Annotated in this window: 24 protein-coding genes and 2 riboswitches; of the genes, 7 read left to right on the top strand and 17 right to left on the bottom strand. The window is 67.4% G+C overall.

Annotated features, from left to right (window positions below):
• Positions 1–38: 38 nt before the first annotated feature.
• From SMCB_RS01660 to SMCB_RS01595, 14 genes are all read right to left on the bottom strand, one after another.
• The gene (locus SMCB_RS01660; RefSeq protein WP_082027165.1) at positions 39–719 is read right to left on the bottom strand and encodes a histidine phosphatase family protein; all 681 of its coding nucleotides are present in this window, start codon (positions 717–719) and stop codon (positions 39–41) included.
• A 22-nt stretch (positions 720–741) separates the two neighbouring features.
• Complete coding sequence (locus SMCB_RS01655; RefSeq protein ID WP_338056282.1) at positions 742–1,644, bottom strand: adenosylcobinamide-GDP ribazoletransferase; 903 nt, start codon at positions 1,642–1,644, stop codon at positions 742–744.
• Positions 1,631–2,761, bottom strand: coding sequence for a nicotinate-nucleotide--dimethylbenzimidazole phosphoribosyltransferase (gene cobT, locus SMCB_RS01650; protein WP_231851221.1), 1,131 nt, complete (start codon positions 2,759–2,761; stop codon positions 1,631–1,633). The genes SMCB_RS01655 and cobT overlap by 14 nt, the downstream gene beginning before the upstream one ends.
• A 32-nt stretch (positions 2,762–2,793) precedes the next feature.
• Positions 2,794–4,272, bottom strand: a complete 1,479-nt coding sequence (locus SMCB_RS01645) for a cobyric acid synthase (protein ID WP_045534577.1) — start codon at positions 4,270–4,272, stop codon at positions 2,794–2,796.
• Positions 4,269–5,333 (bottom strand): aminotransferase class I/II-fold pyridoxal phosphate-dependent enzyme, encoded by a 1,065-nt coding sequence (locus SMCB_RS01640; RefSeq protein WP_045534576.1) that lies wholly within the window; start codon positions 5,331–5,333, stop codon positions 4,269–4,271. The genes SMCB_RS01645 and SMCB_RS01640 overlap by 4 nt, the downstream gene beginning before the upstream one ends.
• Entirely contained in the window at positions 5,330–6,355 is a 1,026-nt protein-coding gene (cbiB, locus tag SMCB_RS01635) for an adenosylcobinamide-phosphate synthase CbiB (protein ID WP_420834897.1), read from the bottom strand. Before cbiB ends, SMCB_RS01640 begins: the two co-directional genes overlap by 4 nt.
• A 1-nt stretch (position 6,356) precedes the next feature.
• Complete coding sequence (locus SMCB_RS01630; RefSeq protein WP_052468371.1) at positions 6,357–6,704, bottom strand: nitroreductase family protein; 348 nt, start codon at positions 6,702–6,704, stop codon at positions 6,357–6,359.
• 9 nt (positions 6,705–6,713) lie between these two features.
• Complete coding sequence (cobO, locus tag SMCB_RS01625) at positions 6,714–7,295, bottom strand: cob(I)yrinic acid a,c-diamide adenosyltransferase (RefSeq protein ID WP_045534574.1); 582 nt, start codon at positions 7,293–7,295, stop codon at positions 6,714–6,716.
• Between the two features lie 79 nt (positions 7,296–7,374).
• On the bottom strand, positions 7,375–8,205 hold the full coding sequence (locus tag SMCB_RS01620) for an ABC transporter ATP-binding protein (protein ID WP_045534573.1): 831 nt from the start codon (positions 8,203–8,205) through the stop codon (positions 7,375–7,377).
• Positions 8,206–8,213: 8 nt separating this feature from the next.
• Complete coding sequence (locus tag SMCB_RS01615) at positions 8,214–9,281, bottom strand: FecCD family ABC transporter permease (RefSeq protein WP_082027164.1); 1,068 nt, start codon at positions 9,279–9,281, stop codon at positions 8,214–8,216.
• A complete protein-coding gene (locus SMCB_RS01610; RefSeq protein WP_045537384.1) occupies positions 9,278–10,147 on the bottom strand; it encodes an ABC transporter substrate-binding protein in 870 nt (289 codons plus the stop codon). The genes SMCB_RS01615 and SMCB_RS01610 overlap by 4 nt, the downstream gene beginning before the upstream one ends.
• 116 nt (positions 10,148–10,263) lie before the next feature.
• Entirely contained in the window at positions 10,264–10,836 is a 573-nt protein-coding gene (locus SMCB_RS01605) for a bifunctional adenosylcobinamide kinase/adenosylcobinamide-phosphate guanylyltransferase (protein WP_045534569.1), read from the bottom strand.
• Positions 10,829–11,644: an ABC transporter substrate-binding protein gene (locus SMCB_RS01600; RefSeq protein ID WP_045537383.1), complete on the bottom strand. Its 816-nt coding sequence runs from the start codon at positions 11,642–11,644 to the stop codon at positions 10,829–10,831. The genes SMCB_RS01605 and SMCB_RS01600 overlap by 8 nt, the downstream gene beginning before the upstream one ends.
• Before the next feature lie 87 nt (positions 11,645–11,731).
• Positions 11,732–13,657, bottom strand: a complete 1,926-nt coding sequence (locus SMCB_RS01595; protein ID WP_052468370.1) for a TonB-dependent receptor domain-containing protein — start codon at positions 13,655–13,657, stop codon at positions 11,732–11,734.
• A 69-nt stretch (positions 13,658–13,726) separates the two neighbouring features.
• A riboswitch (cobalamin riboswitch) is annotated at positions 13,727–13,992 on the bottom strand.
• Positions 13,993–14,122: 130 nt separating this feature from the next.
• A riboswitch (S-adenosyl-L-homocysteine riboswitch) is annotated at positions 14,123–14,231 on the top strand.
• 73 nt (positions 14,232–14,304) lie between these two features.
• Here SMCB_RS01595 and ahcY point away from each other — a divergent pair.
• The gene (ahcY, locus tag SMCB_RS01590) at positions 14,305–15,741 is read left to right on the top strand and encodes an adenosylhomocysteinase (protein WP_045534567.1); all 1,437 of its coding nucleotides are present in this window, start codon (positions 14,305–14,307) and stop codon (positions 15,739–15,741) included.
• Between the two features lie 114 nt (positions 15,742–15,855).
• A complete protein-coding gene (metF, locus tag SMCB_RS01585; RefSeq protein WP_045534565.1) occupies positions 15,856–16,689 on the top strand; it encodes a methylenetetrahydrofolate reductase [NAD(P)H] in 834 nt (277 codons plus the stop codon).
• 71 nt (positions 16,690–16,760) lie between these two features.
• Here metF and SMCB_RS01580 read toward each other — a convergent pair whose 3' ends face one another.
• Entirely contained in the window at positions 16,761–17,678 is a 918-nt protein-coding gene (locus tag SMCB_RS01580; protein ID WP_045537379.1) for a 23S rRNA (adenine(2030)-N(6))-methyltransferase RlmJ, read from the bottom strand.
• 249 nt (positions 17,679–17,927) lie between these two features.
• On the opposite strand from SMCB_RS01580, the gene rplM reads away from it, so the two are divergent.
• The 3 genes from rplM (at position 17,928) to erpA (ending at position 19,355) form a co-directional block, all read left to right on the top strand.
• The gene (rplM, locus tag SMCB_RS01575; protein WP_034111483.1) at positions 17,928–18,374 is read left to right on the top strand and encodes a 50S ribosomal protein L13; all 447 of its coding nucleotides are present in this window, start codon (positions 17,928–17,930) and stop codon (positions 18,372–18,374) included.
• The gene (gene rpsI, locus SMCB_RS01570; RefSeq protein ID WP_034111481.1) at positions 18,371–18,763 is read left to right on the top strand and encodes a 30S ribosomal protein S9; all 393 of its coding nucleotides are present in this window, start codon (positions 18,371–18,373) and stop codon (positions 18,761–18,763) included. The genes rplM and rpsI overlap by 4 nt, the downstream gene beginning before the upstream one ends.
• A 226-nt stretch (positions 18,764–18,989) precedes the next feature.
• Positions 18,990–19,355, top strand: coding sequence for an iron-sulfur cluster insertion protein ErpA (erpA, locus tag SMCB_RS01565; protein ID WP_034111479.1), 366 nt, complete (start codon positions 18,990–18,992; stop codon positions 19,353–19,355).
• Between the two features lie 6 nt (positions 19,356–19,361).
• Here the strand turns inward: erpA and SMCB_RS01560 are convergent, their stop codons facing one another.
• Both SMCB_RS01560 and SMCB_RS01555 read right to left on the bottom strand, forming a co-directional pair.
• Positions 19,362–20,504 carry an anhydro-N-acetylmuramic acid kinase gene (locus tag SMCB_RS01560; RefSeq protein WP_082027163.1) on the bottom strand — a complete coding sequence of 381 codons (1,143 nt, stop codon included), beginning with the start codon at positions 20,502–20,504 and terminating at the stop codon, positions 19,362–19,364.
• Between the two features lie 2 nt (positions 20,505–20,506).
• Positions 20,507–21,889 (bottom strand): M23 family metallopeptidase, encoded by a 1,383-nt coding sequence (locus SMCB_RS01555; RefSeq protein WP_045534562.1) that lies wholly within the window; start codon positions 21,887–21,889, stop codon positions 20,507–20,509.
• A gap of 232 nt (positions 21,890–22,121) precedes the next feature.
• On the opposite strand from SMCB_RS01555, the gene tyrS reads away from it, so the two are divergent.
• On the top strand, positions 22,122–23,375 hold the full coding sequence (gene tyrS, locus SMCB_RS01550) for a tyrosine--tRNA ligase (protein ID WP_045534561.1): 1,254 nt from the start codon (positions 22,122–22,124) through the stop codon (positions 23,373–23,375).
• Positions 23,376–23,499: 124 nt separating this feature from the next.
• Positions 23,500–26,199, top strand: a complete 2,700-nt coding sequence (gene metH, locus SMCB_RS01545; protein ID WP_045537377.1) for a methionine synthase — start codon at positions 23,500–23,502, stop codon at positions 26,197–26,199.

The following is a 26,199-nucleotide window of genomic DNA, read 5'->3' as shown; positions in this document are numbered from 1 at the left end:
GCCTTACAGCCAGCTTATGCCGACGCCCAAAGCTCCCATTACCTAGGGTATGTCCTAGGAAAAACCCGCCAGCCACCAAAGGAAACGCTTGAGCGCGGCCACGATTGGGCTTGCGGCTCAGGACAGATCTGCGAGCTGGTGCTGCTTGGGCTGGACGTGATCGGACAGTTTGCCCCGGTTGACAGCGGCGCGCGCTGTGTCAGCCACTGCACGGCCTGCAACGTACCCGCATGACCGAGCCAGACTGTGTTGTACTCCGCCGCGGCCTGCCATGCGCGCCAAGCGGCCCCGACCCGCGCCAGCAACTGCCGCACCGTTTCGCCGCCACCGGGCGCGTGGTCGGCAAAATCGCGCACCCAAGCCGAGACCGCCGGCTCGCCAATGGCGTCCCAGCGCTGCCCTTCCCAGCCGCCGAAATCGAGCTCATCGAGGCGCGCATCGCTGCCGGCGCACTGCAGATCGGGGCGCAGGGCCAGCAGCGCCTGCGCCAAGGCACGGGTGCGCTGGCGGCTGCTGCTGCGCACCGTGGCCGCGCGCGGCAACCAGTCGGCCAGGTGCTGCGCCAAGCGCTGGTTGGCGAGCGGGTCGGCCGGCCAGTCGAGCCGGCCATAACAGCAGCCGCACACCGGGCTGCCGTCGGGGCGCACCGGCCGTGCATGGCGCACCAGCCACAACTGGCCGGGTTGCCCTGCGCCCGCGCTTAATGCGCCGCGATTCATGCCCCAGCCCCAGCGGCCACGCTCAAGCACCCGCACCCAACACAGGCCCAACCAGCAGCGGCCCAGCCAGCACCAGCCCGAGCAGCAAACCCAGTTCAGCCGCCTGCTGCGTGGCCCCCAAGCCGTCGCCCGTGTAGCCCCCGAGGCGGCGCAGCAACCAGCGCGCCATGGGGGCCGCCACCAGCAGCGCGCCGCTCAAAGCCGCCGACAGCGCTACAACCAGGGCCAGCGCAGACCCGCCGCCCTGCACCAACTGCGTTGCACCCAGCGTTGCGCCCAAGGCCACGGCCGCCGCCCCACTGCCCAGCAGCACCAGCAGCGCCCACATCGCCGCCCAGAGCAGGCCGCCCAAACCGATGCCGTCGGCCAGCGGCTTGGCTTTGACTCCGGCCCGATCGCCCACGTGGCGATGCCGGTACAGCAGCCACAAAGGCGCGCAGCGCGACACGGTGTGCCCCCACAGCAGCCCCAGCAGCGCCAGCAGCGGCTCGATCTGCAGCAGGCTTGCCAGTAAGGCGCATTTGGCCAGCAGGGCCACGCCCAGCGCCAGCGCGCCGTAGCTGCCGATGCGCGAGTCTTTCATGATCTCGAGCGCGCGCTCGGGCGTCGTGCCGCCGCCGAGGCCGTCGAAGGTGTCGGCCAGCCCGTCTTCGTGCAAGGCCCCGGTGAGCAGCAAACCGGCCGCCAGCGCCGCCACGGCCGCTACCCAAGCCGCCGCTGGAACCGGGGGTAGCAGCCACCAAGCCAGCCCCAGCACGGCCGCCGTGAGCACCCCCACCCCTGCGCCCACCAGCGGAAAATAGCGCGCCGATGCGCGCAGCAGCTGCGGGCTGTAGCCCACCCAGTGCGCCAGCCGCCCCGTGACCGGGATGCGTGTCAAGAACTGCAGCGCCAGCAGCAGGCAACGCAGCTCATGCGCCATCATCGGTCCGCCTTGGCGCAGCGCCGCCGTCGAGGGTGCATGCCGCCTCGCCCGAGGCTGTGGCCACCACCGGCCCGCTCACCGCCGCCGATTCGAAGCTGGCCATCTCGTTGAGCAAAGCGCAGGCTGAAACCAGCAGCGGCCAAGCCAGCGCCGCGCCCGAACCCTCGCCCAAGCGCAGCCCCAGATCGAGCAGCGGCTCGGCCCCCAGCAAGCGCAGCATGGCGGCGTGGCCGCGCTCGCCGCTGCGGTGCGCAAACACACAGCGCTGCAACACCCGCGGCTGCAGCCGCGCCGCCACCAGCACCGCGGCACTGGTGATGAAGCCATCGACGACGATCACGCGCCGCTCGGCCGCCGCCTGCAGCACCGCCCCGACCAAGGCGGCGATCTCGAAGCCGCCCAGCGCCGCCAGCGCGTCCAGCGGTTCGCGGGCCTGTGCATGCAAAGCCAAGGCGCCGCGCAAGACGGCGGTTTTGTGCGCCACCCCGGCGGCATCGAGCCCGGTACCGGCCCCGGTGCAGTCCTCGATCGGCAAACCCCCGAGCCGCGCCAGCAGCAGCGCCGCCGCCGAGGTGTTGCCTATGCCCATCTCGCCCAGCAACAAGGCGTTGCCGGGCAGGCCCTGCACCACGGCCACGCCGTGCGCCAGCGCGGCGGCGCACTGCGCGGGCGTCATGGCCGGCTCGACGCTGGCGTCGGCGCTGCCGCTGGCGACCTTGCGCAGCTGCAAACCTGGCTGCGGCGACAGTGGGCTGGCCACGCCGCAGTCCACCACCGTCAGCGCCAAGCCGTGCAGGCGTGCCAGCACGCTCACCGCCGCGCCGCCGGCCAGAAAGTTCTGCACCATCTGCGCCGTGACGGCGCTCGGATAAGCCGATACGCCCCGCGCCGCCAAGCCGTGGTCGGCGGCAAACACCACCAGCTGCGGCTGCTGCAGCGTGGGCTTTTCGCTGCCCAAAATCAGGCCGATGCGCAGCGCCAGGGCTTCGATCCCGCCCAAGCTGCCCAGCGGCTTGGTCTTGTGGTCGAGCCGGTGCTGCAGGCGCGCTGAGAGCGCCGGCTGGAAGAGGTCTTCTAGGGTGGGCGGGGTGAAGGGCATGGTCATCAGTTTTTGCATGGTCAGGGCTTGCGTGGTTGGGGCTTGCAGGGTCAGGGCTTGCGTATCAGGGCGTCGAGCACACCGGGGGCAAAGTGGCTTTGCACAAAATCGGCTAGGCCATCGAACACGCTCTCCAGCGTGGGCGCGCTGCTGCCAAACAGGGCGCGCAGCACGGCTGGCTGTTCGAACAGGCCGTGCACATAGCAGCCGAGTACGTTGCCGGCCGCGTTTTGCCACGCCAGGCCGGGCATGACCTCGCGCGCGATTAGGCCTTGGGCCGCCATGTCGGGGTGCTGCACCGTTTGACCGTGATGGATTTCGTAGCCGGTCACGCGCACGCCCGACAACGCCGCCCAGCAGCCGGTCAGTTCAGCAAAGGACGTGCTCGTGTGGCAGACGGTTTTGCGCTCCGCAAACACCGTCACCAGCGGCAGCAAGCCCAGGCCGGGGGTGTTGCCCAGCGCCAGCGGTTCGATGCCGTGGGGGTCGATCAGCGCCTCGCCCAGCATCTGCAGCCCGCCGCAGATGCCCAGCACGGCCCGGCCCTGTGCGGCGTGCGCGGCCAGCGCCTGGTCCAGCCCCTGCGCACGCAGCCAAGCCAAGTCGGCTGCTGTGGCTTTGATGCCGGGCAGCACGATCCAGTCGGCCCCGGAGCAGTCGGCCGGCGTGCGCGCCCAGATCAGGCGCAGACCCGGCACGTTCTTGAGCGGCTGAAACTCGTCAAGGTTGCTGCTGCGCGGGTAGGCGATCACGGCGATGGTCTGGCTAAGCGCGCCAGCGACACGGCTGCGGTCATCAAAAACCCCATCCTCTTCGGGCAAGCCGTGCTGCCACCACATGGGCAAGGTCGCCACCACCGGCACGCCGGTCAAGTCGTGCAGCATCTGAGGCGCCGGCGCGAGCAACGCCGCATCGCCCCGGAACTTGTTGAGCACAAAGCCGCAGATGAGCGCGCGCTCGTCCTCGGGCAGCAGGGCCCAGGTGCCGTAGAGGTGGGCAAAAGCGCCGCCGCGGTCGATGTCGGTCACCAGCAAACAGCGCGCCTGGGCGTGGCGGGCCACGCGCATATTCACGATGTCGCTGGCGTGCAGGTTGATCTCGGCCGGCGAGCCGGCGCCCTCGATCACCACCACGTCGTTTTCGGCGCACAGCGCATCGAGCGCGGCCCTGATCTGCGGCCAGACCCGTACGCTGCGCGCGCGCCAAGGCATGTCGCTGAGCTCGCGGCTGACTTCGCCCAGCAGCACCACCTGGCTGTGCGTGTCGGCCTCGGGCTTGAGCAGCAGCGGGTTCATGCGCACTTCGGGCTGGGCGCAGGCGGCAAGGGCCTGAAAGTACTGGGCCGAGCCGATCTCGCCCGCTAAGCCCGACGCGGCGGCCACCACCCGGGCGTTGTTGCTCATGTTCTGCGCCTTGAAGGGCGCGACCTTCAGACCCTGACGTGCGTAATAACGGCACAGCGCGGTGCTCAGCCAACTTTTTCCGGCACCGCTGGTGGTGCCTAAAACCATCACGCTTTTTGCGCTCATGAACTTGCCTTGCTAATGTTTTGCCATGCATGGTGCAACGCGTCCTGCGCCGCAGGCGTTTGCACGCTCAGGCGCAGATGGCCCGGCAAACCGAAGGATGTGCAATCGCGCAGCTTGATGCCGCGTTCGCGCAGATCTGTCATTGCGGGCTTGATCCGCAATCCATCTCGGTGCACAGACAGGGACGTACCCGGATCGGGGTCCGGCACAAGCTGCTCAATTCCGGCATGACAGACGAAGAAGTTCGCGTTGCTCGGCAGCACGGTCCAGCCGATTGATTCACAAACCTGCTTCTGCCGCTCTTTCCACTCGCGCAGCGTGACAAGGCTATCAGCCAGCCATTGCTGGACCGCCGGTTCGCACCAGGCTCGCAACATCGCCGCACCATGCGCACCTACCGGCCACGAAGGGGCCAGGCTCTCCAACTGCATCACTGCGTCGTTCGCACCCGGCGGCGCAATCGCATAAGCCGCGCGCACACCAGTCAAACCCAGCGCCTTGTTCGGCGTCCAGAGTTGCCAGAACTTTTGCAGCGCTTCGTCGGGCAGTGCGAGCGCGCCGCTGAGCCGCAGCGGTTCGTAAGCACGGTCCAGCACGCACAGCGCCGCTGTGACGGGTAATTCAGCCAGTCCCTGATGAGCGACGCCCAGCGGGCTGGACGGATCACATGCCCAGCGCAATTGCGCCTGCGCCGGCTGCGCAACCACCGGCAACTTCCAGCTCTGGGCTGACTGCGCGTAGTCGCCGTAGCTGTACGGCGGCAGCCAGACGGCGCCGGCGCCGCGCTGGGCGGCGAGCGCGGTGATGCGGAAAATGAACTCGCTGGCGCTGGCGGCCAACACCAGGCGCTGCGCGTCCACACCGTGAAACCCAGCCAGCTGCTGGCGCAAAGCGGTGTAGCTGGCGTCGGGATACCGGCTGGCATCGGCTTGCTGCACGGCAGCCAGCGCGAAAGGACAGGGCCCGCAGGCGTTGCTGTTGCTCGAAAAATCGTGAAGCGGCACCCCGAGGTGGTCGGGTCCGCCGTGGCCACGCGCGGCTGCGGATTTTTCTGCACTCATGCGTGCCCCCAATTTGCTATCAATGCAATGGCTATTAGCGCAATTGGAATAAGGGCTAGGACCACATTTGATGCATATTTTTGCGCCGCCACCAGATCTGACGCCTGCGGCTGCCGGCCGGTGGGATTGAGTGTGTAAACACCGCTCTTGCGCAGGCTGACTTCCAACGCCAAAGCCATGGCCCCCATCGGCCAGCCGCTGTTGGGCGACGGCGTTTTGCCGGCTTCGGCCCGCAGGGTTGCAATCGGCAGACCGCCTGCCAGCAGCGCCAGCAGCAAAGCCGTCAGGCGCGCCGGCAGCCACGACAACACATCGTCGGCCCGCGCCGCCCACTTGCCCGCCCATTCCCAGTGCTCCCCGCGGTACACACCGCGGTAGCCCCACATGGCGTCGGCGGTGTTGGCAAAGCGGTAAATCGCGGCACCCGGCAGGCCGAACAGAACAAACCAGAAAATGGGCGCGACCACCGAATCATTGAGGTTTTCGGCCAGCGACTCAATCGCGCTTTCACGCACCTCGCTGGCGGTGAGCTGAGACGTGTCGCGGCTCACCAGCATTGAGAGGCGTTCGCGACCGGCATCCAGCGACTGCCGCAACGCGGCCTCGACCGCGCTCACTTCCTCGTGCAGCATGCGCCAGGACAACATCGACTTGAGCAGCCAGGCCATCAACAAGGCAATCACCACAGCGCTCACCCCGCTCTGCAGGCCCGGCATTGCGGAAAAGTCGGCAAGCTGCCAGAAAACCAGAGCCTGCAGCCCCCAGGCCAACACCCCCGTCAAGACAGCGCCCAACGCCCAAGCCAGTGCCCCCAGCACAAACGCGAGCACAGGCGGGAAACGCACAGTCATGCGGCCGAAAATTTTGAGGTAAAGACCGATCCACACCACGGGATGAAGGCTTGTACGTGGCTCGCCAAAACCGTGATCAATCCACAGGGCCAGCAGCAAGACCAGCACCAATACCAGCGCCATGCCGCCGAGGCTCAACGGCTGGTCGCAGCAGGTCCAGACCATCAGCATGTCAGGCGCTTGGTTTGCCATGCCCGGCCGGCTGGCCCCAGCAGTTTTCAAACACCAGGTCGGCGTGCGCGGAACAGCGTGCGCAGTTTTCGGTTTGCAGCATGGGCTCTTGATAAAACATTTCGACCGGACCCAGGCACAAAACAGACTTGCACACGCGGATAAAGCGCCAGAGCTGCATGAAGCCAACACTGGGCGCGTGGTGCGCGGCAGACAACAGCCGCTGCAGCACGCCGTCAGCCACCGTAGCTCCGCTGAAGTGGCGCATGTCGCGCCGATCGCAAACAGCACGGTACACAGCCTGCTGATCGGCGGCGCTGAAGGCGTGGGGTTCTGCGGGTGCGCTCACTGCGCGTTCCTAATCTTCGATGCCGCGCTGCGCAGGAATGCCCGCGTTGAACGCATGTTTGATTTTCGTCATCTCGGTCACGGTGTCGGCCAGCGCGATGATTTCAGGTGGGCAGCGCCGGCCGGTGATGACCACATGCACCTCCTTGGGCCGGCTCTGCAAGGTGTGCAGCACATCGTCCAGCGGCATCCAGCTGTAAATCAGCGGGTAGGTCAGCTCGTCCAGCACCACCAGAAAATAGTCGCCGCTCAGGATGGCGGCTTTGGCTTTTTCCCAGCCGTTGCGCGCCAGTTGGGCCGAATGTTCCAGGTCCGGACTTTTCCAGCTGAAGCCGTCGCCCAGCCCTTCGATTGGAATGCCGAGTTGCTCGAACATGCGGTGTTCGCCGAAGCGCGCGCTCGGCACCTTCATGAACTGGAAAATCCTCACGGCTTTGCCATGCACATGGCGGCGGCCGTGGGCGCGCAGTGCCAGGCCGAAGGCGGCAGTGCTTTTGCCTTTGCCATCGCCGGTATTGACGATGATCAGGCCACGCCGCTCGCCCTCAGGTTTGGCATAGGGTTTGACCGTAGGAGGTGTTTCTATTTGCATGATGTCACCTTCGTTTAAGAGACGATTTTTTAGCTGTCATCCCGGACCCCGCATCGTGGTCCCGGATAACAAACGATATTCATATCTTCGGCAGCGCCACCCACTGCCCGTGCAGGGCGTGGATGGCGATGCGCTGCTCGAACAGCGCCTCGAGCGCGCGCTGCGTGGTGGGCGCACTGCAACGGCCTTGGAGAACGATGCGGCCCTGCTGCAGCAGCACCAGTTCGTCGGCCAGCAAGGCGGTGCCGATTTCGTGCAACACGCTCACCACCGTGCGCCCCTGAGCCACCAAGTCGCGCACGAGCGCGATCCAGTCGGCTTGGTGCGGTGGGTCGAGGTTGAGCAACGGCTCGTCCATGAGCAGCACCTGGGCCTCGACCGCCAGCAGGCGCGCCAGCAAGACGCGCTGGCGCTCGCCGCCCGACAGGCCGCCCAAAGGCCGCTGGCGCCAGTCCCAGGCCTGGGTCTGGCGCAAGGCGCGCTCCACGGCAGCGCGGTCGGTGGCGCTGGGCGCTGCCAGCCAGCCCTGATGCGGCAGCCGCCCGAGCATCGCCACGTCGTAGGCGGTGAGGTCGTCGGCGGCGTTCTGACTGGCTGCACCGCCCTGCGCCAGCCAGGCCAAGGTGCGGGCGCGCTCGCGCGCGCCCCAGTGCGGCAGCGGCCGCCCCAAAAGCTCGACCGTGCCCTGCACCGCTTGCAGCCCGGCCAGCGCCCGCAGCAGGGTCGATTTGCCGGCGCCGTTGGGGCCGACGATGCTGGTCCAGCGCCCAGCGGCAAAGCGCACGTCCACCCCGTGCAGCGCGGTGTGCGCCTGCGCGCCCTGCCCGAGCACGGCGCTCAAACCCCGGCACTGCAAGGCCGCGGGGGCGCTTGCAAGGCTGGGCGCGGCGGCGCTGGCGCTGGTGTTCATGGTGCGATTCATGGCGCCCGCCGGCGCATCAGCCAGAGCAGATAGCCGCCGCCGAGCACCGCCGTCAGCACCCCGACCGGAATCTCTTGCGGCGCCAGCAGCGCACGCGCCAGCAAATCGGCCGCCAACAGCAGCACGCCACCCATCAGGCTGGCCAGCGGCAGCAGCCAGCCGTGCGTGGTCTGGATGAGCGCGCGCACCAGATGCGGCGCTACCAGCCCAACGAAGGCGATGAGCCCGGTCTGGGCCACCGCCGTGCCCGTGGCCAGCGCCAGCAGCACCACCAGCGCCACGCGCAGCGGCGCCAGCGGCAGGCCCAGGCTCTGCGCCGTGTCCTCGCCCAGGCTCAGGCCGTCGAGCACCTTGGCCAGCGCCACGCCGGCGCACACGCACAGCGCACCCACGGCGGCCATCAGCCCCAGCGCCGGCCAGCCGATGAAGCCGGTCGAGCCCAGCATGAAGGCCTGCATCGGCGCCAGCGTTGCGGGCGCGGCCAGCGTCACCATCGAGCCCAGCGCCCCCAGCACCATGCCCACCACCACCCCGGCCAGCAGCAGGCGCAAGGTGTGCTGCACGCCGCGCGCCAGCGCCAGTGTGAGCAGCACCGCCGTCACCGCACCCACAAAGGCGGCCGCCGTCAGGCCCAGCCGCACCAACCATTCGAGCGCAAACAGCGACACCCCAAATCCAGCCAGCGTCAAAGCCACCGCCAGCGCGGCCCCGGCAGCGCTGCCGAGCAAAAAGGGGTCGGCCAGCGGGTTGCGAAACAGGCCCTGCGCCACCGCCCCAGCCAGCCCCAGCAGCGCCCCCGCAGCCCAAGCGCCCAGGGTGCGCGGCGCCCGGATATCCCAGACGATCTGCGCCGCCACCGGGTCGGCCCAGAGGCGCCAGATGGGCTCAAGGCCGCTGCTGCCCACCCCCAAGCCGAGCAAGGCCAACAGCGCCGCCAGCAGGCACAAGCCCAGCCCCAAGGCCCAGGGGCGGCGTGGAGCCGTGGCAGCGGAGCCAGGGCCGCTGGGCAGTGGCGCAACAGCGGCTGCGCTGTTGTGATTAAGGGCTGGCGGCGGCTGCTTCATGGGGCATGGCGGCGCAGGCAGTCGGCCAGCAGGCGCGCGCCTTCGGCTAGGCGCGGCCCGGGACGCACGAGGGCGTCGAGCTCGGCGTCGGCAAACACGCACAGGCGCTGCTCGCGCACGGCGCGGATGCGGCCCCAGCCCGGGCGCTCGTGCAGGCTGGCGCGGTCGCGCGCGCCGACCATGATCAGGTCGGGGTTGGCGCGCACCACGAACTCGGGGTTGAGCTGGGGGAAGGGCCCGAGTTCGGGCGGCACGATGTTTTGCGCCCCCAGGCGCGCCAGCGACTCGCCGATGAACGACGAGGCCCCGGCGGCAAACGGGGCGCGGTTGACCTCAAAATACACCCGCGTCTGCCGCACCGAGGGCGGCAAAGCGCCCGCCAGCGCCGTCAGCTCGGCGTCGATGCGCTGCCACAACTGCTCGGCCTGCTGCGCCGGCAGCCCCAGCGCCTGCGCCACCCGGCCCATGACCCGGCGTACGTCGGCGTGGGTTTGCGGCTCTAGCACCAGCACCGTCAGGCCCAGCGCCTCCAGCCGCTCGCTGCCGCGGCTGGAGCGCGCCATCAGCACCAAGTCGGGCCGCAGGGTGACGATGGCCTCGATATTGGGGTCGATGCCGCCACCCACCTGAGGCAAAGCGCGCACCGCCGCCGGCCAATCGGAAAAGCGGTCCACCCCCACCAGCCGCTGGCACTGGCCGAGCGCGCACACGGTTTCGGTGAGCGAAGGCAGCACCGAGACCACGCGCTGCGGCGGCTGGGGCAACAGCACGGTGCGGCCACGGTCGTCGAGCACCGAGATGGCTTGGGCTTGGGCTTGGGCTGGTTTTGCGGCTTGCACTGGGGCCAGCCACGGTGCTCCGAGCATGAGCACAGCGCCGCAGAGGGCGCGCCCTGCCCGACCCAAGGCCCACGCCCGCACCCGTTGCAACGGCCAGCAGCAAGCGCGCAGCGCCCGGGCCGGCGCCAGCGCCAGAGCTTCCTTCATGCGCACACTCCTTTGATCTGCAGCGGGCAACCAGCCACCATCAGGGTCACGCGCTCGGCCAACGCCGCCACGGCTTGGTTGAGCAGGCCCAGTTCATCGACAAAATGGCGCACGTGAGCCCCCATGGGTATCACCCCCAGCCCAATTTCGTTGCCCACCAGCACCACCGGGCCGGGCAGACCTTGCAGGGTGGCGCACAGGTCGGCGCGGATGGCCGCCGCATCGGCCACGGGCTTCACGCCCGGTGGCGGCAGCAGCGCCTGCGTCAGCCACAGCGTCAGGCAATCCACCACCACCAACGCATCGGCCGCACTGGCCCGGCGCAAAGCCGCCGCCAGCTCGTAGGGTTCTTCGAGCGTGCGCATACCGGGCAAGCGCTCGGCACGGTCGCGCTGGTGTTGCGCGATGCGCTGGCGCATTTCAGCATCGCTAGGCAGACCGGTGGCCAGCAGCAGCGCTTGCCGATCGGGGGCAGCGGCCAACCACGCGCTGGCCCGCTGTTCAGCCAAGCGCGACTTGCCACTCTTTTGCCCGCCCACGATCAGCTCGATGCGCGCCGGCTCAGCCATGATGCAAACGCCAATGGTGAATGAGGTGGTGCAGTTGCTCCACGCCATCGCTCAGCGCCGCTGGGCCCGGCTGCAAAATGTCTGCCGACTTGATTTCAAACAGCTGCCCATGGCGCACGGCCGGCACATCAGCCCAGCCGGGCCGGGCCGCCACCTTGTCCGGCCGGAATTTTTTGCCACACCACGAGCCGATGACGATATCGGGCGCGCGCTCCACGATCTGCGCGCCGTCGGCGATGATGCGGTCTTTGCCCATGGCTTGCACAGCCAGCTCTGGAAACACGTCGACCCCCCCTGCAATGCCAACCAGCTCCGACACCCAACGAATGGCGCTGATGTGCGGCTCGTCCCACTCTTCAAAAAACACGCGCGGCCGGCGCTTGCCCAAGGCACCGAGCGCCGCCACCTCGGCCCGGATCGCGTCCAGCCGCGCGCGCATGAGCGCGATGCGCGCCAGCCCCGCGTCGGCGCAGCCCACCATGGCCGCCACCTGGAACAGCATGGAAAAAATCCCGTCCACGCTGCGCTGGTTGAACACGGTGACCTGCACCCCGGCACGAATCAGCGCCGCTGCGATGTCGGCCTGCAAGTCCGAGAAGCCGAACACGCAGTCCGGCTCCAGCGCCAGGATCTTGTCGATCTTGGCGCTGAGGAAGGCGCTGACCCTGGGCTTTTCGTCGCGCGCCCGGCGCGGCCGCACGGTGTAGCCACTGATGCCCACGATGCGCCACTCCTGCCCCAGCAGGTAGAGCCACTCGGTGGTTTCTTCGGTCAGGCAGACGATGCGCTGCGGGCCGGGCAGGTGCAAACGCGCCCAGCCACCGGTGGCGCAGGTGTGGCCCGGCCCCGACGCCGGAGCAGCGATCACAGGAGCGGGGCAGTTTGACACCGGCAGTCAGCGCTGGGGCTGCCAGGTCAGGCTGGCAAAGAGCGCGCGCCCGCTCTGGTTAAAGCCCAGTGCGGTTTCGTAGCGCTTGTCGCCCACGTTGTTGAGGCGCAGTTGCAGCCGCCAGTCGCTGGACAACTGGTGCTCGGCACTCAGGTCCAGCCGGCCATAGCCCGGCAGGCGCCGGGTGTTGGCGGCGTCGTCGAAACGATCCCCTGCCAGCACAGCGTGGGCCCCGAACCACCAGGCATCGCTCCAGGCCCGCTCTAGGCTCAAGGCCAGCTGCTGCTCAGCGCGGCGGGCCAAGCGTCGATCGAAGTTCGGACCCGGGGTGCGGTTGCGGGCTTCCAGCAGCTCGAGGTCGGCGCGCCAGCGCCAGTCGCCCTCGCTGCCTTGCCAGACCAGGTTCCAGCCGTCGATCTGCACCTGGGGCACGTTGGTCACAGTGGGCGCGGTGGTGATGAAGCCGCGGATGCGCTGCTCGAAGCGCGTCAGTTGCAGCGACTGGCGGCCAAAGGTATGGCTCAGGCCGACCTCGCTGCTGCGCCCGCGCTCGGGTTGGGTGGTGGGGTTACCCCACTGCGGCCAATACAACTGATTGAAGCTGGGGGCCTTGAAGCTGGTGCCGTGCGCGGCGCGCACGCGCCAGCCTGGGGCAAACTCAAAGGCGTAGGCGAGCGCGCCAGTGTTGGCCGAACCAAACTGCGAGTTGTCGTCGCGCCGGGCGCTGGCCTGCCAGGCGTGGCGGCCCGCGCTGCCTTGCAGCGCCACGAAAACGCCCTCGATGCTGCGCTCGCGCACCGTGTAGGCGGTGCTGCTGTCCACCTCTTCGCGGCTGTGCTCTAGGCCCAGCGTCAGGGTGCCGATGGGGCTGGGTTGGTCGTGCTGCAGCGTCCACTGGCGCCGCTCGGTGTCAAAGCGCGTATTGCCCTCGAAATCAAAATTGCGCGTCAAGTCGTCGGCGCGGTTCAGGCGCAGGCTGGTGCGCGCACCGCCGTCCCAAGCGCGCTCTAGGCCGAGCCCCAGTACCCGGGTGCTGGTCAGGCCGCGCACATCCTGCACCTGCGTGCCGTCGTCGAAGGCGCTATTGCCACTGGAAATTAGCCCGTGCGCCGTCAGCAGCCAACCGGGGCTGGGCTCGAAGCGCAGGCTGCCGTTGAGCGCGTCTTGCTCGAAGCCATCGGCGTCGGGGTTATGCCGGTCCCGCGTCCTCCAACGGGGCACCGGGTCCGGTGGCACCGTATACGCTACCCAGCCCGGCGGCACCGCAGGATTCGTGGCCGAAAAACCGTCTTCGCGCAGGGTCGAGACCCCGATCCGATACTGCCAGCGCCCTTGGCCCCCGGCCACTCCGGCCTGGGCGGCGCGGTGTCCGTGCGCCCCCAAAGTGAGGCCGGCGTGGGGATGAAAGCCCTCTAGCCCGCGCCGGGTAAAAATCTGCACCACCCCGCCCACGGCGTCGCTGCCGTAGAGCGCCGCCGCCGGGCCTTTGAGCACCTCGATGCGCTCGATCGCCGCCAGCGGCAGGTTGTCCCAGTTGGGCGCACCCAGGGTCGCCGAGCCGTAGCGTACGCCGTCGATCAGCAGCAGCACATGGCGCCCTTCGGTACCGCGTAAGAATACGGTGGAGGCCTTGCCCAGCCCGCCATTGCTGCTGATCTGCACCCCAGCGGCTTGTTGCAGCAGCGCAGCCAAAGTCTGCCCTTGGGCTTGTTCGATGGTTTCGCGCTCGATCACCACCACCTGAGCGACCAATTGATCGCTGGGCACCGGGGTGCGCGTCGCCGTCACCACCACCGGACTCAAAGCCGCCGGCGTGGCGGCTTCGGGGCTGGCCGCAGCGGGGGCAGCCGCCCACACGCCAGCGAGGCCGAAAAGGGCGGCGGGCAGCGCTGCCCGAGCCGCGACAGGGGCGCGCAAAAACGAATTTTTCATGAAAGTTAACACCACAGAGCGTGTCCTCAGCGCCTTCCCCGACGCTGCTTGGACGCAACGGCCCCCACGAAGGGGACCACCCTGTTGGCCGGTATCCGGGCTGGTGGATGCGACCGGCGCCGCCTTCCCGGAAAGCCCTTTGCGCGAGCAAAAGGCGTTCCAGTGGCTTTTGGAGACGCGCAGCGAAGCCGCCTGTGCGGGCGGCTCGTCCACTTACCGTTGCGGGGGCAGCTCAGGTTAGACCCATGCGCTAGACGCGCCTAGGGTCCTCCTGCTTCCCGTTTAACCGCCGCACCAGAACCGGCGCAGCGAGCACCAACGTTGCAGATTGTAACGGCCTGTATCCGATGATCTGGAACCGATGATCTGGACACCGCAGAGGATGTCAAGCCGGGGCTGCCCCAAATCCCCTTTGTGCCGCACATCCATGCCGCACATCCATCCGCTTGGCCTATAATTTCTGAGTGTTTCGAGGAGCGTTGCAGCACCGAGCCCCATGCGGCGGCGGTGTGAGGCTCGGAACCGGTCACGACACCCGCTGCCGTTGGCCCACCCGCAACGACGCTCACCCACTCCTCGTGCGGTGAGCGCTTTGTGCCAGCCGCGAGCAGTGGTTTGAACCCAACCCTGTTGTGCCGGAGCCTTACATGAACGCTGCCTTGAAATCCCCCCTCCTCGCCGATTGCGTGATCGCCGACATCGGCCTTGCCGAATGGGGGCGCAAAGAAATCCGCATTGCCGAAACCGAAATGCCCGGCCTGATGGCCATACGCGAAGAATACGCCGCGCGCCAGCCGCTCAAGGGCGCGCGCATCACCGGCAGCCTGCACATGACGATCCAGACCGCCGTGCTGATCGAGACCCTGCAGGCGCTGGGCGCGCAGGTGCGTTGGGCCTCGTGCAACATCTTCAGCACCCAAGACCATGCCGCCGCCGCCATTGCCGCCAGTGGCACGCCGGTGTTTGCTTTCAAGGGCGAGACGCTGGAGCAGTACTGGGACTACACCCACCGCATTTTTGAGTTTGGCCCAGCGGGCGCCGAGGGCGAAGGCCCGAACATGATTCTCGACGACGGCGGCGACGCCACGCTGCTCATGCACTTGGGCAAGCAGGCCGAGCGCCACCCCGAGGTGCTGGCCAACCCCGGCAGCGACGAAGAGCGCATTCTGTTTGCCGCCATCCGCGCCAAGCTGGCCAGCGACGCCACCTGGTACAGCCGCAAGGGCGCGCAGATCATCGGCGTGACCGAAGAGACCACCACCGGCGTGCACCGGCTCAAGGAAATGTCGGCCAAGGGCACGCTGCTGTTTCGCGCCATCAACGTCAACGACTCGGTCACCAAGAGCAAGTTCGACAACCTCTACGGCTGCCGCGAGTCGCTGGTCGATGGCATCAAGCGCGCCACCGATGTGATGATCGCCGGCAAAGTGGCCGTGGTGGCCGGCTACGGCGACGTGGGCAAGGGCTCGGCGCAGGCGCTGCGCGCGCTCTCGGCCCAGGTGTGGGTGACCGAGATCGACCCCATCAACGCCCTGCAAGCCGCCATGGAAGGCTACCGTGTGGTGACCATGGACTACGCTGCCGAGCACGCCGACATTTTCGTCACCGCCACCGGCAACAAGGGCGTGATCACCTACGAGCACATGGCGCGCATGAAAGACCAAGCGATCGTGTGCAACATCGGCCACTTCGACAACGAGATCGAAGTCACCGAGCTCGAGGCCCGCTGCCAGTGGGATGAAGTCAAGCCACAGGTCGATCACGTGATCTTCCCCTCGGGGCGGCGCATCATTTTGCTGGCCAAGGGCCGGTTGGTGAACTTGGGCTGCGGCACCGGGCACCCGAGCTTCGTCATGTCGTCGAGCTTTGCCAACCAGACCATCGCCCAGATCGAGCTCTACGGCCACCCCGACGGCTACGACGCCGGCAAGGTCTATGTGCTGCCCAAGCACCTGGACGAAAAAGTGGCGCGCCTGCACCTGAAAAAAGTCGGCGCCATGCTCACCGAGTTGTCGGACGATCAAGCGGCTTACATCGGCGTGCCCAAGCAGGGCCCGTACAAGCCCGACAGCTACCGCTACTAAGCCCATCTCAGGCTGGCGCTGTGCGTTGCTGCGCCCCAGCAGGGGGCTGCACGACAGCGCCGGGTTTGCATCGGGCCGCTGCGGCGTGGCGGCCCGGCCCCACGGAGCACGATCATGGCCCAAGCTTTGCCCATCAGTTTTGAATTTTTCCCGCCCAAGACGCCCGAGGGCGCGGTCAAGCTGCGCGCCGTGCGCCAGCAGCTCTACGCCCGGCGGCCCGAGTTTTGCTCGGTCACCTACGGTGCCGGGGGCTCGACCCAAGAAGGCACATTTGCCACCGTGGCCGAGATTTTGGCCGAGGGCGTGCCGGCGGCGGCGCATTTTTCGTGCATCGGTGCCACCCGCGCCAGCGTGCGCGAGCAGTTGCGCCAGTTGCAGGGCATGGGGGTGCGGCGCTTGGTGGCCCTGCGCGGCGACTTGCCCAGCGGCTACGGCTCAGGGGGCGAGTTCCAATACGCCAGCGACTTGGTGGCTTTTATACGGGCCGAGTTTGGCGGCGCCTTTCAGATCGAGGTCGCGGCCTACCCCGAGGTGCATCCGCAAGCGCGCTCGCCGCAGGCCGATCTGCAGGCGCTGCTGGCCAAGGTGCGCGCCGGCGCCGACAGCGCCATCACGCAGTATTTTTTCAATAGCGACGCTTATTTTCGTTTTGTGGATGAGGCGCAGGCGTTGGGCATCGAGATCCCGATCGTGCCCGGCATCATGCCCATCACCAACTCGGGCCAGTTGCTGCGCTTTTCCGACGCCTGCGGGGCCGAGGTGCCGCGCTGGATCCGCTTGCGCCTGCTGGGCTACGGTGACGACGTGGCCAGCATCCAGGCCTTTGGGCGCGAGGTGGTGGGCGATTTGTGCGAGCAGCTGCAGCGGGCCGGGGTGCCGGGGCTGCACTTTTACACCATGAACCAGAGCGCGCCCACGCTGGCGCTGTGCGCGCGGTTGCGGCAGTAGAGCTTGTGCAGGTGGGCGATGGCGGGCTGCTGCCCACTTACGCAATCGGGTGCATCGACAATCTGAGAACCCTAGCCGCCGGATTCGACCTGCCACTGGGCGCCCGGGCCTTCTTTGAGGGTGGCGCTCAGCCACGGCAGTGCCGCGCGCCACTGCTCGGCCAAGGCGAAGGGCGGGTTGATCAGGTGCATGGCGCTGGCGTGCAGGGGCGTGCGGGCTTGGCCACGCGCCACTTCGGCGCTGCGGCCGCTGGTGGGTGCCTGCCCGACATCGAGCAGCGCCTGCGCCCAGGGCCGTTGCACCCGCGTGCTCAAGGCCTTGAGCTTGCGCGCCAGCGCGTGCGACTCCGGCCGCGCGATCACCGGGTACCAGACCGCGTAGCAGCCGGTGGGGAAGCGCTCGAGCGCGTCTTCGAGGCAGTCGAGCACGGCGGCGTAGTCGGTTTTGAGCTCGTAGCTGGGGTCGATCAGCACCAGCGCGCGCCGCGTAGGCGGTGGCAACAGCGCGCGCAGGCCGGCAAAACCGTCGCTGCGGCGCAACTCGATCTGCTTGCCGCGCCCGAGGTCGGCCACGTGGCGTTCGAGCAGGCGCGCGTCGGTCGGGTGCACCTCAAACAGCTTGAGCTGGTCCTGCGGGCGCAGCAGCGTCTGGCAGATCCAAGGCGAGCCGGGATAGTGGCGCAAGCTGTCGCTGCCCAGGTTGTAGGTCTGCACCAGCTCGAGGTAGGCCTGCACCGCCGCCGGCAGCGTCTGGCCCTGCGCCCGCGCTTGCACCGCCGCGGCGGCCACGCGCACGATGCCGCGCCCGGATTCGCCCGAGGTGCGCGCCAGCTCTTGGTCGAGCCGGTAGATGCCCGCGCCCGCATGGGTGTCGGCCAGCAGCAGACCCACGTCTTTTTGGGCCAGGTATTGCAGGCAAGCCACCAGCGTCAGGTGTTTGAGTACATCGGCGTGGTTGCCGGCATGAAAGGCGTGGCGATAACTGAACATGGGCGCATGGTAAACCACAGCCATGCGCGCAAACCGCAGCGGCCTTGAATTTTGCTTGCTTGAGTTGTGTGTTTGCAGTTAGAATGGCGGGCTTCGCAGCGCTTTGGGTGTCCGCGGCGAAGGCGTGGCCGAGGCTTTTTCCCTTTGCGGGGGGCTGATGCTGCGCAAACCCACCTAAGAGGCGGCCAACAGAGCCGCACCGACCGTGGAAAAGACGCCTGCCAAACCCGCTTTATTCAGAGCAAACTCATGACCAAAACCTTCAGCGCCAAACCGGCCGAGGTGGTGCACGAGTGGTTTGTGATTGACGCCACCGATAAGGTGCTCGGACGTGTCGCCAGCGAAGTGGCACTCCGGTTGCGCGGCAAACACAAAGCCATTTACACCCCTCACGTGGACACGGGCGACTTCATCGTCGTCGTCAACGCGGCCAAACTCAAAGTCACGGGCAACAAGTCCCTAGACAAAATCTACTACCGCCACTCGGGCTTCCCCGGCGGCATCTACGGCACCAATTTCCGCGACATGCAGGCCAAGCACCCCGGTCGGGCGCTGGAAAAAGCGGTCAAGGGCATGTTGCCCAAAGGCCCGCTGGGCTATGCCATGATCAAAAAGCTCAAGGTCTATGGCGGTGCCGAGCACCCCCACAGCGCCCAGCAACCCAAAGTGTTGGCCATCCTCGAGGAGCGCACATGATCGGCGAATGGAACAACGGCACCGGCCGGCGCAAATCCAGCGTCGCCCGCGTGTTCCTCAAAAAAGGCACGGGTCAGATCACGATCAACGGCAAAGACATCGAAAACTTCTTTGGCCGCCAGACCTCGATCATGATCGCCAAACAGCCGCTGCTGCTCACCGGCAACGAGCTGACGTTTGACATCCAAGTCAACGTGCACGGCGGCGGCGAATCGGGCCAAGCTGGCGCGGTGCGCCACGGCATCACGCGCGCCTTGATCGACTACGACGCGGCCCTCAAGCCCGCTCTGAGCGCAGCCGGCTACGTGACGCGCGACGCGCGCGAAGTGGAGCGCAAAAAGGTCGGTCTGCGTTCGGCACGCCGGCGCAAGCAGTTCTCCAAGCGTTAAACCGCTGCAAGGGCTTTGGGCCTTTGTGCATCACCGCCCTCTGGTCACAAGCCGCAGGGCGGTTTTTTGTGCCTGCTTGCGGGCCGGTGGACGGCGGGCTGCGGGTGGGCGCATTGCGAGCGGCCAAAAACCCCGGCGCCAGCGCAGACAATCGCCGGACTAGGCACTATCTTGAGTTTTTTGCTTTAGTATTGCTGCACAGGTTTACTTATCGGAACACCGCACCATGAGCGCAGTCGCAGAACACCCCACCACCGAAATGCCCGCACCCTTCGTGTTTACCGACAGCGCGGCGGCCAAGGTGGCCGATCTGATCGCCGAAGAGGGCAACCCCGACCTGAAGCTGCGCGTGTTCGTGCAAGGTGGCGGCTGCTCGGGCTTCCAGTATGGCTTCACCTTCGACGAAGTGGTCAACGAAGACGACACCACCATGAGCAAAAACGGCGTCAGCCTGCTGATTGACGCCATGAGCTACCAGTATCTGGTGGGCGCCGAGATCGACTACAAAGAAGACCTGCAGGGGGCGCAGTTCGTGATCAAAAACCCCAACGCCAGCACCACCTGCGGCTGCGGCTCGAGCTTCAGCACCTAAAGGCCTTCAGGCCGGGTAAATCGCGCCCAGCACCCGCGAGCCGCGCGCCCCGGTGACGCTCGGCAGGTTGCCCGGTTTGCCTTCTAGGGTTTGCAGCGCCAGCCAAGCAAAGGCCGCGGCCTCGACCCACTGCGCTGGCCAACCGGCTTCGTCGCTGGCTTGCACTTGGGCTTGCGGCAGTTCTGCAGCCAGCAGGCGCATCAGATGCGCATTGCGGCTGCCGCCCCCACACACCCAAACCTGCTGCGGCCCCGCGCCGCCCCAAGCTATGCCTTGCACCGCCAAGGCCACGCTGCGCGCGGTCAGGCACGCCAAGGTGGCTTGCACGTCGGCAGGGGGCAGGCCGGCAAAGCCGCGCAGGCGCTCGTCCAGCCAGCCGGCATGGAACAGGTCGCGCCCGGTGCTTTTAATGCCGCGCTGCAAAAAATAGGGCTCGACGAGCAGGTGCGCCAGCAACTCGGGCTGCTCGCGTCCGCTGGCAGCCCAAGCGCCATCGCGGTCGAACCAAGCGCCGGTGTGGCGCTGGCACCAGAGGTCGAGCAGCACATTGCCGGGCCCGCTGTCGAGGCCATAGACGGCGCCGTTGGCCGGCAACGCCGTGATGTTGGCCATTCCGCCTAGGTTGAGCACCAGAACCGACTGCCCTGCGTGCCCAAACAGGCGCTGATGAAAGGCCGGCACCAGGGGCGCGCCTTGACCCCCGGCAGCGATGTCGCGGCTGCGAAAATCGGCCACCACGTTGATGCCGGTGCGTTCGGCCAGCTGCGCGGGCTGGTTGATCTGCAAGGTGTAGGGCCACGGTTCGCCATCCCTAGGCGGGCGGTGGCGCACCGTTTGCCCGTGCGCCCCAATGGCGCGGATCTGCGCGGCGGCCAAGCCGCTGCGCTGGAGCAACTGCGCCACCACCTCGGCATAGAGCTCGGCCAGTTGGCTGGCGGCCACGGCGGCGCGGTGCAGTTCGTCTGGGCCGCTTTGATTCAGGCTCAGCAGGGCTTGGCGCAGCGCATCGGGCAGATCGGCGCTGGCGGCGGCGTGCACTTTGAAAGCCGCAGGGCTGGTGCCACATTCCAGCAGCACGCCATCGACGCCGTCGAGCGAGGTGCCCGACATCAGGCCGATGGTGTAGGTGGAGGTGGTGGGCGGGCTCAGAGTTATTGGGCGCTGGCTTGCACCAAGGTGGCGGCGGCGGCCAGCTTTTGCTTCATGTCGGCAGCGGCCTGCTCAAACGCCGGGCGCAAGGCGGCAGTGAGCGGAGCGCTGCCGCCGCCTTCGGCCACCAGCAGCATCGGGTCGCGGTGGATGCCGTTCAAGCGGTATTCAAAGTGCACGTGTGGGCCGGTGCAGACCCCCGTGCAACCCACTTGGCCGATGTATTGGCTTTGCGCCACGCTTTGGCCTTGGCGCACGTCGATGCGGTGCAAGTGGGCATAGACGGTGACGATGTTGTTGCGGTGCTGGATGAAGACCACGTTGCCAAAACCGCGCTGGCTGCCGGCGAACTTGACCACGCCATCGCCCACGCTGCGCACCGGGGTGCCGATGGGCGCCGGGAAATCGACCCCCAAATGCGGGCGGCGCAACCCCGTGACGGGGTGAAAACGCAAGCCAAAGCCGCTGCTGATGCGCGAGAACTCGAGTGGCGAGGCCAAGAAGGCGCGGCGCGTGCTCTCGCCGGCAAAAGTGAAGTAAGCCCCGGGCTGGCCCTCGGCCTCGAACCACAGCACCTGGTGCGCGCGGCCCTTGTTGACGAACTCGGCGCTCAGCAGGCGGCCGTAGCGCAACAGCTCGCCCTCGGACTCGATGGCCTCATAGACCACACGGAACGAGTCGCCGCGTTGCAGGTCGCGGCGGAAATCAATCTGGCCGCTGAAAATATCGGCCAGTTGCGAAGCCACCCGGTCGGGCAAATCGGCCGCTTCGGTGGCGGCAAACAAGGTGCTGCGGATCGTGCCGCTGGCCACACGCACCGAGCGCTGCGCTTCGACTTGATCGACCCGGGCCACAAAGCCGCTGCCGCTGCGCTCGATCAGCAAACGCTGGTAGCGGTCGGAATCGTTGCTGGGCAACCAGCGCACGCTCAGGCGCAGCAGGCGCTGGTCGTCGTCGGTTTCGGCGCGCACCAGTTTGCCGGCGGGGCCGCGCATGAGCACGGCCGCGTCGGGGTGGCTGCGCACGAACTGATGGGCGGCGCTGTCGTTGACCCCTAGGCGCTGCAGCAAGCTTTGCACGGTGTCGTCGCGGCGCGTGAAATCGGTGCGAAACAGCACGAAGGGCACCGGGGCTTGCAGCTCGGCCGGGGTGGCGGAGGCTGAGGCAGAGGCAGCGATGGGTGCGGCCAAAGCGAGGGGCTGCAGCGCTGCGTGCGGCACCGTCTCGACGATTTGCTGCACCGGCAGGTTGGCAATCTCGGCCTCGAGGGGGGCCACGCCAAACGCCGTGACGCCCGTGCCGAGCAAAACAGCACCCAGTCCAGCGATGAAATGCTTGGGGTACTTAACCAATGTGCGCTTGATGTGCTGGGCCAGTTCGTTCATTCAAGATCAACATCAAGGCCTACCTGCTGCGCTTGGACGGGCGCAACAGGGCGGCGAGTAAAAAAAGGAGCAGGGCGCCGAGAACTGGGCGCAGCTGCAGGGCGGATGATAAGCCACCGCACACCACACAGCTGCCGATGAGCCCGGCAGGCGGCGCGCCGACTAAAATCCGACCACAAGTAAAACATCAGTATAACGCGCTCACCGCGCGCGGCCATCTGTAGAAACCCGAATGAGTCCAACCACTGCCCCACCCATCGCTGCGGCGCCCCCCACTGCCCCGCTCAACGCTGACGTACAACACGCGCTGGCCGTGACGCGGCGCGGCTGCGAGGAGCTCATCCCCGAGGCCGACTGGGTGCAAAAGCTGCAGCGCAGCCAAGCCAGCGGCCAGCCGCTGCGCATCAAGCTCGGGCTGGACCCGACCGCGCCCGACATCCACCTCGGGCACACGGTGGTGCTCAACAAGCTGCGCCAGCTGCAAGACCTAGGGCACACGGTGATTTTTTTGATCGGCGACTTCACCAGCCTGATCGGCGACCCCTCGGGGCGCAACAGCACCCGCCCACCGCTCACGCCCGAGCAGATACAGGCCAACGCCCAGACCTACTACCAGCAGGCCAGCCTGGTGCTGGACCCGGCGCGCACCGAGGTGCGCTACAACAGCGAGTGGAGCGATGCGCTGGGCGCGCGCGGCCTCATTGGGCTGGCGGCCAAGTACACCGTGGCGCGCATGATGGAGCGCAACGATTTTCACCAGCGCTACACGGCCGGCAGCCCAATCAGCGTGCACGAGTTTTTGTACCCGCTGATGCAGGGCTACGACTCGGTGGCGCTCAAAGCCGACCTGGAGCTGGGCGGCACCGACCAGAAGTTCAACCTGCTCATGGGCCGCCACCTGCAGGCCGAGTACGGGCTGGAGCCGCAGTGCATCCTGACCATGCCGCTGCTCGAGGGGCTGGACGGCGTCGAGAAGATGAGCAAGTCCAAGGGCAACTACATCGGCATCAACGAGCCGGCGCCCACCATGTACGCCAAGGTGCTGAGCATTTCAGATGAGCTGATGTGGCGCTGGTACACGCTGCTCTCGTTCCAGACCGAGGCGCAGATCGCGGCGCTGCGCGCCGAAGTGGCCGCCGGGCGCAACCCCAAAGACGCCAAGGTGCAGCTGGCGCTCGAACTCACCACGCGCTTTCACGGCGCGGCGGCGGCAGCGGCGGCGCAGCAAGATTTCATCCACCGCAGCCAAGGCGGTGTGCCCGACGCCATCCCCGAGCGCGCGCTGGGCGGCGCGCCGCTGGGCATCGCGGCGCTGCTCAAGGCCGCTGGGCTCGCACCCTCGAGCAGCGAAGCCAATAGGCTCATTGACGGCGCCGGCGTGCGCGTCGATGGCGCGCTGATCAGCGACAAAGGGCTGCGGCTGGGCCCGGGCACCTACGTGCTGCAGGTGGGCAAGCGCAAGTTCGTCCGTGTCACACTGTCTTGAATCTGGCCACCGCATCCTGCGCCTTTATTGCACCCTTAAGCCATTTTTTGTGAACGCACACCCTACCCCCGCCCCCCGCCCAGCCACCCCAAGCGGCGCCACCAAGCGCCCCCAGCCCGGCCCGATGTTGCTCTCGGGCTTGGAGCTGCTGCGCATCGACGCCGACACGCTGTTCGTCAACATCGGCGAGCGCACCAACGTCACCGGCTCCAAGGCCTTTGCGCGCCTGATCCTCAACGGCGACTACGAGCAGGCGCTGGCGGTGGCGCGCCAGCAGGTGGATAACGGCGCCCAGATCATCGACGTCAATATGGACGAAGCGATGCTCGACAGCCAGGCGGCGATGGTGCGCTTTTTGAACCTCATGGCCAGCGAGCCCGACATCGCGCGCGTGCCGGTGATGATCGACTCCTCTAAATGGAGCGTGATCGAGGCCGGGCTCAAGTGCGTGCAGGGCAAGGGGTTGGTGAACTCGATCAGCCTCAAAGAGGGCGAGGCCGAGTTCAAACGCCAGGCGCGCCTGATCCGGCGCTACGGCGCCGCCACCGTGGTCATGGCCTTCGACGAACAGGGCCAAGCCGACACCTTCCAGCGCAAGACCGAGATCTGCGCCCGCGCCTACCGCATTCTGGTCGATGAAGTGGGTTTTCCGGCCGAAGACATCGTCTTCGATCCCAACATCTTCGCCATCGCCACCGGCATTGCCGAGCACGACAACTACGCCGTCGATTTCATCGAGGCCACGCGCTGGATCAAGGCCAACCTGCCCGGGGCCAAGGTGTCGGGCGGCGTGAGCAACGTGAGCTTCAGCTTTCGCGGCAACGACCCGGTGCGTGAGGCCATCCACACCGTGTTTTTGTACCATGCTATCCAGGCCGGTATGGACATGGGCATCGTCAACGCCGGCATGGTCGGCGTCTATGACGAGCTCGAGCCCGAGCTGCGCACGCGCGTCGAAGACGTGGTGCTCAATCGCCGCCCCGACGCCACCGAACGCCTGCTCGACATCGCCGACAGCGTGCGCGGCGCGGCGCGCGACGACAGCGCCAAAAACGCCTGGCGCGCGCTGCCGCTGCGCGAGCGCCTGACGCACGCGCTGGTGCATGGCAACAACGAGCACATCGAGGCCGACACCGAAGCCCTGTGGCAGCAGATGCGCGCCGAGGGGGCGCGCCCGCTGCACCTGATCGAAGGCCCGCTGATGGACGGCATGAACGTGGTCGGCGACCTGTTTGGCGCCGGCAAGATGTTTTTGCCGCAGGTGGTCAAGAGCGCGCGCGTGATGAAGCAGGCGGTGGCGCACCTGCTGCCCTACATCGAAGAAGAAAAACGCCAGCTCGAGGCCGCCGGCACGGCCACGCGCAGCCAGGGCAAGATCGTCATCGCCACCGTCAAGGGCGACGTGCACGACATCGGCAAAAACATCGTCACCGTGGTGCTGCAGTGCAACAACTTCGAGGTGGTGAACATGGGCGTGATGGTGCCCTGCCACCAGATTCTGGCCAAGGCCAAAGAGGTGGGGGCTGAAATCGTCGGTCTGTCGGGCCTGATCACCCCCAGCCTAGAAGAGATGCAATACGTGGCCGCCGAGATGGAGAAAGACGCCTACTTCGGCGCCCACGGCGTAGCGTTGATGATCGGCGGCGCCACCACCAGCCGCGTGCACACGGCGGTGAAGATTGCACCGCACTACCGCGGCCCGGTGGTCTATGTGCCCGACGCCTCGCGCGGTGTGGGCGTGGCGCAAAACCTGCTGGGGCAGGGGCGCGCTGCCTTCGTGCACGAACTGCAAGTTGATTACGAGCGCGTGCGCCAGCAGCACGCCAACAAGAAGAAAACCCCGCTGCTGTCGCTGGCGCAGGCGCGCGCCAACAAGGCCCAGCTCGACTGGGCTGCCTACACCCCGGCGCGGCCCAAGTTCATCGGCCGGCGCGTGTTCAAAAACCTCGATCTGGCCGAGCTGGCGCGCTACATCGACTGGGGCCCCTACTTCCAGACTTGGGACTTGGCCGGCCCCTACCCCGCCATCCTCGACGACGAACTGGTGGGCGCGCAGGCGCGCAAGGTCTATGCCGACGCGCAAGCGCTGCTGAAAAAAATCGTCGATGGGCGCTGGCTGGTGGCCAACGCGGTGCTGGGCCTGTACCCGGCGCAGAGCGTGGCCGACGACGACATCGCCCTCTACGCCGACGAAACGCGCCAGAGCCCGGTGCTGGTCTGGCACGGCTTGCGCCAGCAGAGCGAAAAACCGGTGGTCGATGGCGCGCCGCGCCCGAACCGCTGCCTGGCCGACTTTGTGGCGCCGCAGGGCAGCGGCGTGGCCGATTATGTGGGTGCCTTTGCCGTCACCGCCGGCATCGGGGCCGAAGCGCGCGCCGCCGCCTTCGAGGCCGCGCACGACGACTACCAAGCGATCCTGCTCAAGGCGCTGGCCGACCGGCTGGCCGAAGCCGCCGCCGAATACCTGCACTGGCGCGTGCGCACCGAACTGTGGGGCTACGCCGCGCAAGAAAATTTGAGCCCGCAGCAGCTCATCGCCGAGCAGTACCAAGGCATCCGCCCGGCCCCGGGCTACCCGGCCTGCCCCGACCACACCGTCAAGCGCGAGCTGCTGGCGCTGCTGGGCAGCGCCGACATCGGCATGGGCCTGACCGAAAGCCTGGCCATGACGCCCGCCGCCAGCGTCTGCGGCTTCTACCTCGCGCACCCCGATTGCCGCTACTTCAACGTCGGCCCCATCGGGCGCGACCAACTGGCGGATCAAGCGCACCGCCGCCACCTGAGCGAAGACGAACTGGCGCGCTGGCTGGCGCCCAACCTCTAA

The organism is Serpentinimonas maccroryi (assembly GCF_000828915.1).
GTDB classification, from domain to species: Bacteria; Pseudomonadota; Gammaproteobacteria; order Burkholderiales; family Burkholderiaceae_C; genus Serpentinimonas; species Serpentinimonas maccroryi.
Note: the sequence above shows the minus strand (reverse complement) of the source record. Positions and strands in the feature narration are given on the sequence as shown.